This window comes from Ferruginibacter sp., from assembly GCF_014377975.1.
Classification (GTDB): domain Bacteria; phylum Bacteroidota; class Bacteroidia; order Chitinophagales; family Chitinophagaceae; genus Ferruginibacter.
Genome location: NZ_JACMOO010000166.1, coordinates 1 through 12,398, shown reverse-complemented (window position 1 = coordinate 12,398; position 12,398 = coordinate 1). Strand labels below are relative to the sequence as shown.

Sequence of the window (12,398 nt, the reverse complement as noted above, 5' to 3'; positions counted from 1 at the left end):
CCTTGTATCAATCCTTTCATTTCCTGCAAACCCTTTACCCTGTTGTGTATAAAAAAAACCTGGCCACCTCTTTCGGTTTCATAATAAATAATATCCCGAATGGCATCTTCATTAAATACCATCACTTCTGTTTGTATGGGTTGCCTGTTTGGCGGCGGCGTATTAATGATGCTTAAATCTCTTGCACCCATTAAACTAAACTGCAAAGTTCTTGGTATAGGCGTGGCCGTCAGTGTTAATGAATCTACCGTGGTTCTTAATTGTTTTAATTTTTCTTTCGCCGCAACACCAAATTTTTGCTCTTCGTCAATGATCATTATTCCCAGGTCTTTAAACTTAACGTCTTTACCCAATAGTGAATGTGTACCGATGATGATATCAATTTTTCCTTCGGCAACTTTTTGAAGGGTTTCTTTTTTTTCTTTGGATGATTTAAATCGGTTGATATAATCTACGGTAACCGGAAAATCTTTTAGTCTTTCACCAAAAGTTTTAAAATGCTGATACGCCAGAATAGTGGTAGGAACCAATATGGCAGCCTGTTTACCATCGCAGCAGCTTTTAAAAGCAGCGCGGATGGCAATTTCTGTTTTACCAAAACCAACATCTCCGCACACCAGCCGGTCCATCGGCGATGGTTTTTCCATATCCCGTTTTACATCTTCTGTAGCCTTGCCCTGGTCGGGTGTATCTTCATATATAAAACTGGCTTCCAGTTCCGTTTGCATGTAATTATCCGGACTAAATGCAAAGCCTTCCTGGCTCTTTCTTTCTGCATACAGTTTAATCAAATCTGTAGCAATATCCTTTACCTGCTTCTTGGTTTTTTCTTTTAATTTATTCCATACATCACTGCCCAGCTTATTCATTTTTGGAATGCTGCCTTCCTTGCCGCTGTACTTACCTATCTTATGTAAGCTGGAAATATTTACGTATAGCAAATCTCCATCCTTGTACTGAATTCTTACAGCTTCCTGCATTTTACCGTTGGCCTCAATCTTCTGTAACCCACTGTACACGCCTACTCCATGATCAATATGCGTTACATAATCTCCCGGCTGCAACTCACGCAGCATCTTTAAAGTAAGCGCTTTGTTTTTACTAAAAGCTTGTTTTACTTTATATTTATGGTAACGCTGAAAAATCTGGTGATCAGTATAACAAACCACCATCAAATCATCATCAATAAAACCATGATGGATAGAAGTGGGTATGGGAACAACATTGATTTCAGCTTTCAGATCAGTAAAAATTACATGCAGTCTTTCAAGCTGTTTTGGATTATCGGCAAATAAATAAATGTTGTATTTCTTTGCTTCGTACTCTTTTAAATTTTTTATTAAAAGATCAAACTGGCGATTAAAGGAAGGTTGTTCCTTGGTATTAAAGTTAATGGTTGATGGTAGACGGCTGATAGCAGGAAAGAAGGCTTTTTTTCCAATTTCAATAATGTTCCTTTCTTTTATTTTATCCTCCAGTACAGTCGCTTTTACAAAATCATTTTCAGTGATGTTGTACCGTTCGTTGATTTCAGTATCATCATCAGCCAGTTGTTTTTTATCAGCAGGTATATCTTTTGCGATGGATAAAAAAAGTTCAAGGTCTTCTTCCTGCTGTATAATTTTTTCTTTAATAAATTGCCAGTCTTCTGTCCACACTACAGTATTTTCTGGTAAAAATTCCAGCAGCGAAACCCGGTCGCCGGTTTCAAACTGTGTTTCTACATTGGGTATAATATTTACCTGTAATAATTTACGTTCGCTTAACTGGCTTTCCGGATCAAACAGGCGGATGCTGTCCACTTCATTACCAAATAATTCAATGCGGTAAGGCTTTTCATTACCAAAAGAATAGATATCCAATATACCGCCTCGTACAGCAAACTGGCCTGGTTCATACACAAAATCGGTGCGCTCAAAGCCATAATCAACAAACCGGGAAAGAATATCATTTACATCAATGGTTTCGGCTTGTTTAATAGAAATAATGTTGGCTGAAAGCGTTTTTTGTAGCACCACTTTTTCAAACAAGGCTTCCGGATGTGTAATGATTATTTTTTTGTTTACACCTGCTATTGCAGCAGCAGTAGCAATTTTAGTGAGCGCTTCAGTTCTTAACATTACATGACTGCTATTGAGCAATCTGTAATTCTTTTTATTTTTAAAAGAAGAAGGGAAATAAAAGATATCTAAAGCACTGGTAAGATTTTCCAGCGTATTGTGAAAATAGGCAGCTTCTTCTGCATCTCTTAAAATAACGAGATGATTTAACTGACTGGCAGAAGGATGATTAAAAACCGCCGTAATAACAAACGCTGCAGCACTGCCCTGTAAGCCGGCAAGATGGATATGGCGGGGTTTTGACAATGAGATTCCATCCACTATTTGAAAACAGCGGCCATCATTTGCATATTCTTTCAACAACACTTCCAGATTCATCCGGGTGCAAAGATATGCCTTGAAAAAATTATCTGCTAAAAATCATCCTTTGCAATACATCAGTTATAAAACCGTTAACAAAATACTGTAGTAACTAAACATATATTTAGATATAAGTGTTTTTTAGAAAAGAGAAGGTGACAACAGTAATAAGATTGCATTTTGAAGCGCCATTCAAAAAAGGTATAATTTCTTTAAACTATTTGCTGCGGTCTGTAAAATTTCAAAACAAAAAATCCTTATGAAAAAATATGGTATTCTTTTATTTACTTTTTTCTTTTATTTTTTTTCATTACCGCTCATAGCTCAGCAAAACGAACCGGCCGTTCGTTTTGCCAACGGCAATTTTACTACCGGCAGCAACATTAAAAAACAACAATTTAAAAAAGAAAATATTCAGGCAGGTTTTTTTGGCGATCAATATTTTGTACTGATACAGTTTGATAATTTACCAGGGAAACAGGTAAAGGAAAACTTAGCAAAAGCGGGAATTGCCTTGCAGGAATATTTACCCGGCAATACTTACATGGCTGGCATAAAAGGTAGTTTTGATTTTGCCGGTGCAAGGCAATGGGGCATTACATCCATTAATGTAATGCCTGCTGTTTATAAAATAAATGAGCGATTGATCAATTATAAGCCATCTGATAATAAATTAGATATTATGCTTTTTGCAGTAAGTTATTTTTCAACACTAAAAAAAACTATTGTAGAAAATGAATTACAAAAAGCAGGCGCCATACTGGTTTCCACAAAATATACTGCTTCAAATATTATTTTTATTGAGGCAAATAAGCAACTGATTAATGTGATTGCTGCATGGCCATTTATCAGCAGCATCACTTTGCAAACCATCCATGATAAACCACTTAACTATAACAGTCGGGCTGTACATGGGGTGGCAAATCTGAATGCATTAAATGGAAAAAATCTGAATGGAAAAGGCGTTGCAATCGGTGTGGGAGATAATGCAGATATATCTACACATATTGATTTTTCCGGCAGAGTGATTTCACGTACGCCCTGGATACCAGCTGATCATGGAACGCATGTGTCAGGGACTGCTGCAGGCGCAGGTATTTTCAATGTTAAATACAAGGGGATGGCACCAAAAGCTACCATCATCAGCCAGTTTTTTAGTGATATTATTACCAGTGCGCCTACCTATGTTACGGACAATAATATGGTGCTTAGCAATAATTCATATTATTCTGCCGAAGTTAATTGTGCAGGGGAAGGAGCGTATGACGTACTGAGTAATTATATTGACCAGCAAGCGAAACAATACAAACAACTGTTGCATATTATAGCGGCGGGTAACGATGGAGCGCTGTCCTGTGCTGCTTTTCCTGCTTCTTTCGGCACTATAAAATCCGGCTGGCAATCGGCAAAGAATGTGTTGACCGTAGGCGCTATGAATGCACGGGACTACAGTATTGCGAATTTTAGCAGCCGCGGTCCTGTAAACGACGGGCGTATTAAACCTGAAATTACAGCCAATGGCTGGGCAGTGGCGTCAACAAAAACTAATAATACTTATGGCGCAGATTATGGCACAAGTATGGCTGCCCCGGCAGTAACCGGGGCCCTTTCTTTGCTGTACGAAAGGTACAGGCAATTGCATGGGGGCAGTAATCCTTCAGCAGCATTGATGAAAACCCTGGTGTGTAATACCGCGGAAGACCTTGGTAATCCCGGGCCTGATTATACATTTGGTTTTGGCATGCTGGAGGCTGCTGCTGCCGTAGATGCATTGGAACAAAACCGTTATAGTATCAACACAATTATAAATGGGGGCACTGCATCACAAACTATTGCAATACCTGCCAACACAAAGCGTTTAAAAGTAATGTTGTATTGGGCCGATATCGCTGCTTCAACTAATGCCGCAACAGCATTGGTAAATGATCTGGACCTCACTGTTAGTACCCCTGCTGCAATACTGCATTATCCTTTGGTTTTAAATGGTGCACCAAACGCAGTAAACAATATTGCCGTAGAGGGGATGGACCATATTAATAATATTGAACAGGTGGTTATTGAAAATCCTACCACAGGAAATTATACAATTAATGTAGCTGGGTTTGCCGTTCCTTTTGGCCCGCAGGAATATGTACTGAGTTATGAAATGGTGCCCAATGAAGTGAAGTTGCAGTATCCTTCCGGTGGTGAAACGCTGGTACCCGGTGAATTGGAAAATATTCGCTGGCTGGCCTATGGCAACGAATCCAATACATTTACAATTGACTATTCTGATAACAATGGGGCAAGCTGGATAACCATTAATAATAATATTGCTGCCACAAGCAGATTGTATGCATGGACAGTACCTGCAGGCCTCACCAGCAATGGGCTGATACGGGTAAGCAGAAACAGTACGGCGCTTACAGGCCAAAGCAGTTTTAATTTTGGTATTTTAGTACAACCAGTTGTAACAGCAACCAATATATGTGAAGGGGCTGTGCAATTAAACTGGACTGCGGTCAGTGGGGCAACCTCTTTCGATGTATTGGAGTTAACCGGCGACAGTATGAAAGTAATAGGCAATACCACCAGCACTTCATTTGTATTAAAAGGCATGGATAAAAATGTTACAGCATGGCTGGGCGTTGCTGCAAAAAACGGGGCTTTCTCAGGCAGGCGCTCTTTATCTGTAAAAGTATTTCCTAACAGTGGCGCATGTACGCTCAGTACTTTTAACAATGATATTAAAGTAGACAGTATTTTAACTCCCAATACAGCCAGGCAACATTTTGCAACAGCAGGCAATGCTACGGCACCTGTAAAAATATTGATTAAAAATCTGGGTACTGTTGCAGTAACAGGCCCTTTTGATGTATCGTACAGTTATGACGGAACAACCGTAACAGAAACAGTTAATACTTTGATTGCACCGGGTGATACATACACCTATACTTTTACCGGTTCCTATCCGGTAATTGCTGGTGGCTATAAGTATGATTTTAAAGCCTGGGTTTCGCTTCCTGCCGATGGAAATCATGAGAATGATACCGCATACAAAACTGTAAAATCAATCAATAATGATCCGATAACTGTAATGCCGGTTATTGAAGGATTTGAATCAATGGACAATGCTGATTTTATAAAGCCAGCAATGGCTATCAGCGAAAATAAGTACCTTGATTTTAGTGCAAGTACTACCAGGGGGAGGGCCAGAACCTTCGTAAACACAGGGTTTTCACGAACAGGCAACCGGAGTTTAACGCTGGATCAATCGCCTTACAGTATTTTAAATAACGTAGACTCACTCACTTTAAATTATAATCTTATTGGTTATGCAGCAGATCAAATGAGGTTTGATTTTTATTATTTTAATCATGGTCAGCCAAACAATGCCGGCAATAAAATCTGGATAAGAGGCAGTGAAAATGATGCATGGTTAGAAGCATACGATTTATTTATTAACCAGGCCGGTCTGGGGCGTTGGAAACATGGTCTGATCAATATTAATGAAGCACTGAACAACGCATTGCCTGCACAAAATATTACTGAAACTTTTCAGATAAAAATAGGTCAGGAAGGCAATACTTCTTCCAATGATGTTGCCCCTTTAACGGATATTGATGATGGCTATACTTTTGATGACCTGGAAGTAAACCAGGTGTTTAATGATCTGGAACTTAAAAAAATTAACTCGCCTGACAAAACCGGCTGTGGCCTTTCGGCAGGTAATGCAGTAAGCGTTACAATCAAGAACTATAATAATACCAGCCTTAATAATGTGAGTGTTAGTTACCAGGTAAATGGCGGTGCAATAGTTACTGAAACTATTCCTGCAATTAAAGCCAACCAAAGTCTGGATTATACATTCAACAAAACAGCTGATTTATCAGCATACATTGATTACAGCATCAACGCATGGATACATTATGCCGGCGATAGTTATGGTACCAACGACAGCATTTTAAATTTCACTTTTCACAATTCACCCGTCATCAGTACGTATCCTTACCTGCAGGGTTTTGAAAACAGTGATGGTGATTTTTATACAAAGGGCACCAATACAAGCTGGCAATGGGGCACCCCCGCAAAAACAATCATCAGCAAGGCTGCTAATGGCAACAAAGTATGGGTTACCAACCTTACCGGTAACTACAATAATGATGAAACGTCTTATTTGTTTTCTCCCTGTTTTGATTTGAGTGGATTAAAGAAACCTATTTTGTCATTCAGCCATATTTTTCAGGTAGAACAGGATTATGATTATACCTGGGTTGAATATTCTACCGATGGTATTGTATGGAAAAAATTAGGTGATACGATAAATGGTATTCATTGGTATGATAATGTATTAAATAACTGGAGTGTTTCCAACACCAAATGGCATGTTGCCAGCATTGATCTTCCGGTAACAGGAACCAATATGCGCTTCAGATTTGTGTTGAGCAGTGATGCAGGTGTAACCATGGAAGGTGTAGGTATTGATGATATCAGCGTACATGAAAAAAGTATTATCCCTGCCGCATCTCCGGTTGCAACTATCAGTGTACCTTCTGTTGCGGGTAATAAATGGGTAGGGTTTAATTCAGGAAACCAGTCTGCAGGGCCGTGGTATACCATGGCAGAAATAAACCCGAACGGGCAGAATCTTGGTAAGGTGGACATTACCTTGTATCCCAACCCAACAACAACTGTAAGAAACAGTAACAATCAATATTATTTAGACAGAAATTATGTTATTCATCCATCCAATCCGCCCACAGGAAATATTGGGGTAAGATTGTATTTTACAGATGCTGAAGCAGATTCTCTGATTAAGGCCAATGGCTGTTTATCCTGCTCCAAACCAAAAGATGCTTATGAATTGGGCGTAACAAAATACAGTGGTTTGATGGCAGAGGAAAACGGAATATTGGAAGATGATATCAATGGTTTTATGCAATACATTACACCAGCAAACACAACCATTATACCCCACGGAAATGGCTACTACGCTGAGTTTACAGTAAATAGTTTTAGCGAGTTTTGGTTTAATAACGGGGGGGTAACCAACACACAGCCATTGCCAATTAATTTATTTGCATTTGAAGCGACAAAGCAATCTGGTAATGCCCTGCTAAGCTGGAAAACAGAACAGGAAATAAATGTGGCAAAATTTGAAATAGAAAGAAGTGAAGATAGCAGAAATTTTAACGCTGTAAGCACGATGATTACCAATGGCAGCGCAGGTGCAGGCAATTATGATTTTACAGATTCAACTCCTTTAACCGGCATCAATTATTACCGCATTAAAATAGTGCAACGGGATGGCAAGTACACTTATTCCAGGATACGAAAACTTGATTTTAGTAACAGGGGCGATGATATTTTAATTTACCCTAATCCGGTTACTGGTCAAACCGTATTTATATCCGCCAGTGCCAATTGCTCCAGTGGTTTATTGTATGATGGCGCGGGCAAACTGATAAAAAGTTTTGCCCTTCAGGGAACCAGCAACAGCATTAGTATAAAAGGTATTTCTAAAGGTATTTATATGTTGAAAGTAATTTCAGTAAACAGTTCACATACTCAAAAGATTTTCGTGCAATAGCCTCACCTGCATGAAAGCATTAATAAGTGCATGTTTGATTTATATCTTGTAAAACCGGTGAAACAATAACGGAATAATTTTCTCTTTGACTATTCTTTGTATCTTTCTGCAAATAATTATATTATGTCTTTAGAACCATGGCGCACCGGAAAAGTCATAAAAATTGAGCAGCAAACAGATGACACAAGAAGCTTTTTTATTCAGGTGCCAGCGCTGGAAATACTCAACTTTAAGCCCGGCCAGTTTGTTACCCTGGATTTACCAATTCACGAAAAACCAAACAAGCGCTGGCGCAGTTATTCCATTGCCTCCTGTCCGGATGACTCAAATATATTTGAGCTTATTATTGTACTGGACAAGAATGGCATTGGTACTCCTTATCTTTTTGATGAAGTATTTGTTGGTACTGAATTTCGGTTTCGTGGCCCACAGGGAGTATTTAGTTTAAAAGAACCTATTGATAAAGACCTGGTGTTAATTTGCACCGGCACCGGAATTGCCCCATTCAGAAGCATGCTTCATTACATTAAAAATAATAACGTTGCACATAAAAATATTTACCTCATATTTGGATGTCGCACAAAAGCCAGCCTCTTATATTTTGAAGAAATGACCAGGCTGCAGCAAGAAATACCTGGGTTTAATTATATCCCCACTTTGTCGAGAGAACTATGGGATGGGCAAACCGGGTACGTGCATCCGGTGTATGAATTATTGTGCATTGATAAAACGCCTGCTTCATTTTATTTGTGCGGCTGGAGAGGTATGATTGATGAGGCCCGGAAAAGAATTACAGAAATGGGATATGATAAAAAAGATATTCATTTTGAAATTTATGGATAGTATCTTCTTAAAACTTTTCAAGAAAAATAGCCTAAAACGTAAAAGGATAGATATCATTTATACTTATGATTGGTACGAAACCGGTATAGTTATTTTTTCCTAACTTGTAGGTCTAAATATTTGTTTAATTAATTGATCTTTTATGGGAGCCTCTTCGATGATTGTTTTGATTCTTGCAGCATTAACATTTTCTACTATCGCTATTTTAATCGCTAAAATTGTAACAAAAGCCACTACCAATAAACAAAAAGGTGAACCATACGAATGCGGGATACCAACGCAGGGCAAAACATGGACACAAATGAATGTGGGCTATTATTTATTTGCGCTGATATTTTTAATATTTGATGTTGAACTGGTATTTTTGTTTCCCTGGGCAGTAGTAGCAAAAAAGGTAGGCTGGATGGCATTTGTAGAGATTATTATTTTCTTTTTTATACTGTTTATGGGATTTTTATACGCCCATAAAAAGGGAGCTTTAAAATGGATATAACGGCTTGGCTCCCTCTAACTCTGCCAAGGCGGAAAACAGAAATGCAGCGGCTTTCAAATTGATATATTATGATGGCGATAAATAGTTTAAATAAAATTTGTACACTTAAATAATGAGTAACACTTTAAATAATCCGGGCTCTTCCTTAATCCCCCCTTTGGGAGGTGAGGGGGCTACTCCTTCTGGTGGAGGGTCAACATTCCCCGGCCAGGTGCACGAAACACCGGGTGGTGGTATTGTGCTTAGCAAGCTGGATGAGATAATCAACTGGGCAAGATCGAATTCTTTATGGCCGCTTACTTTTGCCACCAGTTGTTGTGGTATAGAAATGATGTCGGTTGCGGCCGCTAAATATGATTTCTCCAGGTTTGGATTTGAAGTAGCCAGGGCCTCGCCACGGCAGGCCGATGTAATTATTATTGCCGGTACCATCGTAAATAAAATGGGTCCGGTTTTAAAAAGATTATACGATCAGATGGGCGACCCGAAGTATGTGATTGCAATGGGTGCCTGTGCCATCAGTGGCGGGCCTTTCTTTTATAATACCTATTCAGTTGTAAAAGGTGCCGACCATATTATACCGGTGGATGTGTATGTGGCTGGCTGCCCGCCAAGACCGGAAGCCCTGTTACATGCATTGATCAGTTTGCAGGAAAAAATTAAAAGTGGATTAACAAGAGAGCAGATAAAAGAAGTTAAATAAAGAGGGGAGTATTCATTGAATTTATAGAATGTCCGTTATCCGAAAGATAATTATGACCAACGAAGCACTGAAAGAAAAAATTGCAGAACTATTGCCGGCAGCTACTTTTGAAGAAGGAGGCCAATGGCTTACTATCAATATAGCGCCTGCTGACTGGCACCTATTTGCAGAAAAATTACGGCAGGAGGATTCTTTATTTTTTAATTTTCTTTTTTGTCTTACTTGTATTGACTGGAAGACACATCTTACCATGGTATATCATCTGGATTCCACAAAATTCCGGCACAACATTGTAATAAAATCTATGCTGGACGCCAATGATCCGGCAATAGCATCGGTAAGTGATATATGGCAGACCGCTAATTTTCATGAGCGGGAAGTGTATGAAATGTTCGGTGTAAATTTCATAAACCACCCTGATTTACGGTTGCTGATTTTACCGGATGGGTGGGAAGGAAAAAGACCCATGCTAAAAAATTTTGAAGACCCGGTCAATATGATAAAATTGTAAGAATCTAATACCTGTAAAAATTAAAAAGAGTAAACTAAATTGTATGATAATATTTAAAATTTTCCATTTAGGAAACAGGGCATGGTTGAAGAAATAGGAAGAACAGCAGAAGGCGATATCATCATTAATGTGGGGCCACAACACCCTGCTACACATGGCGTATTACATCTTGTTATTACTATCAATGGCGAAACGATCAGGAAGGTAGAACCTCATCTTGGTTATATCCATCGTTCTATTGAAAAAATGTGCGAAAGCCTTACCTATCGTCAGTTTATATATGTTACCAGCCGCATGGATTATCTTTCTTCTCATATAAATAATCATGCCTGTGCGCTTTGTATAGAAAAAGGTTTGCAAATAGAAATACCTTCCCGGGCACAGGTGATCCGTATTTTGATGGATGAACTTACAAGGATTGCGTCGCACGAATTGTGGTGGGGTGCTATGGCAATGGACCTTGGTGCCTTCACGCCCTTTTTTTATGCTTTCCGCGAAAGAGAAACCATCAACGATATTATGGAAGAAACCTGTGGCGCAAGGCTTACGATGAACTACATGGTGCCGGGTGGAGTAATGCAGGATATTCATCCCAATTTTCAAAGAAGAATAAGAGATTTTATTAAATTATATAAATCAAAAATCAGCGAATACGATGAGCTGGTAACAGGAAATATTATTTTCCAAAACAGGATGAAGGGCGTTGGTTATTTATCTGCTGAAGATGCAATTTCGTTTGGCTGCACAGGGCCAACAGCAAGGGGTAGTGGTGTTAGCTGCGATATCCGTAAAATGTATCCTTATGAAATTTATAACCAGTTGGAGTTTGATGAAATACTGGAAACTGAAGGAGATTCATTTGCAAGATACATGGTAAGGATAAGAGAAATGAACCAGTCCATCAAGATCATAGAACAACTGGTAGACAATATACCCGAAGGTGATTTTCAGGCAAAAACAAAAGCCGTATTGAAATTACCCAAAGGAGAATTTTACCAGCGGGTAGAAACTGCAAGAGGAGAATTTGGGGTGTACATTGTGAGTGAAGGCGGTACTACCCCCTACAGAATTAAATTCCGTTCACCGGGGTTTTCTAATTTGTCTGCTTTAGACCATATGGCCAGAGGCAGTAAATTGGGCGACCTTGTAGCAATGATGGGAACGTTGGATTTGGTGATACCCGATATTGACAGGTAAGCCGCTTAACTTATCCTTCCGCCGCGGCGGAGAGAGAAATAAAGAAGACGAATGCGGAGTTGATTTTTACTTTTGTTAAAACTAAAAAAACTTGTAATACTTTAAATAATGAATAACGCTTCAAATTATAATAACGCTTTTTCAATCCAACCTTTTGGGGGTGGGCAGGTTGGGGGGTTCTTCAATCTTTCATGGGGAGATGGGGGAACTTTATGTTAAGTTTTTCTTCCATATCGAAATTTATAGATACCTGGTTGAGAGGTATTTTCAACCCTACCTGGACGATGGTAATTGAAATGCTGATAGCCGGTATTTGTGTTATTAGTTTGTTTGCCATACTTGGTTTGGTATTGGTGTTGATGGAACGGAGGGTTGCTGCATGGATACAAATCAGGCTTGGGCCTAACAGGGTTGGACCCGGCGGTATGTTGCAGTCACTGGCCGACACCGTAAAGCTGCTGGTAAAAGAAGGAATGACACCAGATGGAGCAGACAAATTTTTATTTAATCTGGCACCAATTATTGCCATCATCGTATCCATGTTATTGATGGCACCTATTGCTTTTGCAAAAGATTTTCAATTGTGGGATATGAATATTGGGGTACTGTATGTATCTGCCATATCTTCTGTAATGGTCATCAGTATTTTGATGGCGGGCTGG

The 12,398-nt window shown here is 39.2% G+C and carries 8 protein-coding genes; 7 read left to right on the top strand and 1 reads right to left on the bottom strand.

Annotated features, from left to right (window positions below):
* The coding region (locus H7254_RS09590) for a DEAD/DEAH box helicase (RefSeq protein ID WP_301932755.1) at positions 1 to 2,438 on the bottom strand (2,438 nt) is incomplete at its 3' end.
* 241 nt (positions 2,439 to 2,679) lie between these two features.
* On the opposite strand from H7254_RS09590, the gene H7254_RS09585 reads away from it, so the two are divergent.
* From H7254_RS09585 to H7254_RS09555, 7 genes are all read left to right on the top strand, one after another.
* Positions 2,680 to 7,989 carry a S8 family serine peptidase gene (locus tag H7254_RS09585; RefSeq protein WP_301932754.1) on the top strand — a complete coding sequence of 1,770 codons (5,310 nt, stop codon included), beginning with the start codon at positions 2,680 to 2,682 and terminating at the stop codon, positions 7,987 to 7,989.
* Between the two features lie 123 nt (positions 7,990 to 8,112).
* Positions 8,113 to 8,832, top strand: a complete 720-nt coding sequence (locus H7254_RS09580) for a ferredoxin--NADP reductase (RefSeq protein WP_301921869.1) — start codon at positions 8,113 to 8,115, stop codon at positions 8,830 to 8,832.
* A gap of 142 nt (positions 8,833 to 8,974) precedes the next feature.
* Positions 8,975 to 9,325, top strand: coding sequence for an NADH-quinone oxidoreductase subunit A (locus H7254_RS09575; RefSeq protein WP_301932753.1), 351 nt, complete (start codon positions 8,975 to 8,977; stop codon positions 9,323 to 9,325).
* A gap of 112 nt (positions 9,326 to 9,437) precedes the next feature.
* Positions 9,438 to 10,028: an NADH-quinone oxidoreductase subunit B gene (locus H7254_RS09570; RefSeq protein ID WP_367875432.1), complete on the top strand. Its 591-nt coding sequence runs from the start codon at positions 9,438 to 9,440 to the stop codon at positions 10,026 to 10,028.
* Between the two features lie 52 nt (positions 10,029 to 10,080).
* Entirely contained in the window at positions 10,081 to 10,539 is a 459-nt protein-coding gene (locus tag H7254_RS09565) for an NADH-quinone oxidoreductase subunit C (RefSeq protein ID WP_301932752.1), read from the top strand.
* 81 nt (positions 10,540 to 10,620) lie between these two features.
* A complete protein-coding gene (locus tag H7254_RS09560; protein ID WP_301921872.1) occupies positions 10,621 to 11,736 on the top strand; it encodes an NADH-quinone oxidoreductase subunit D in 1,116 nt (371 codons plus the stop codon).
* A 191-nt stretch (positions 11,737 to 11,927) separates the two neighbouring features.
* Positions 11,928 to 12,398 (top strand): complex I subunit 1 family protein (locus H7254_RS09555; RefSeq protein ID WP_301932751.1); only part of this gene is annotated, 471 nt, incomplete at its 3' end.